Annotated in this window: 1 protein-coding gene; it reads right to left on the bottom strand. The window is 65.7% G+C overall.

Annotated features, from left to right (window positions below; genetic code table 11):
- On the bottom strand, positions 1–697 hold a 697-nt coding region (locus tag D7X12_RS45705; RefSeq protein WP_208719640.1), incomplete at both ends, for an FUSC family membrane protein.

The raw sequence follows: 697 nt of genomic DNA, 5'->3' as shown, positions 1-697 counted from the left end.
TACTTCTGGCGCGTGAGAAACGGCGTCATGTCGGGACGCAGCAGCACCTGCGACAGCTCGACCGGCGTGGCGGTGGCGGCGTGCAACTGCGCCATGAGGCGGATTGCGCCCCGCACCGTGGCCACCGATTCTTCGAGCGCGGCAATCGCCTCGATCGGCACGCCGTGATGGTTGTGCTGCAGCTCGTGCAGCGCGCCTTCAATGGCGGCCACCTCCTGGTCGTACGACACCGGCGTAGGTGACGGCCGGTCGCGGCCGACGGCATAGGCGGCGCCTTCGATGTCCATGCGCAAGCGTTCGATCACGTCGCGCAGCAGGCGCATCACCTCGGCGTCGGCCAGCCACTGGCGCAGCAGCGGGTAGTCGGTGTTGGACGACAGCAGATACTCGTAGATATCGAGCATCCGCATGTGAATCTGCACGAGGCGGCCGTCGCTCGTGGTGCGGTTGTCGCGAAAGACGAAATCGCGCGCCACCTGCGGCTTGTCAGCCACGGCAATCTGCTGGCGCACGAGCGCGTTGAACTGCTCGTCGAAATCCTTGGAGGCGTCGTAGAAGCCGGCTTTGCACTCCACGTACACGGCCAGTTCGTACAGGCATTCGGCCAGCACCTGCTCTTTGATGCGGCGGCGCTGGCCCCACGCCACCGCCATCGCAAAGGCCATGTAGCCGATCGCGCCGAGGAAGAACTGCAGCG

Origin of the sequence: Corallococcus sicarius (genome assembly GCF_003611735.1) — a bacterium.
Classification (GTDB): domain Bacteria; phylum Myxococcota; class Myxococcia; order Myxococcales; family Myxococcaceae; genus Corallococcus; species Corallococcus sicarius.
Note: the sequence above shows the minus strand (reverse complement) of the source record. Positions and strands in the feature narration are given on the sequence as shown.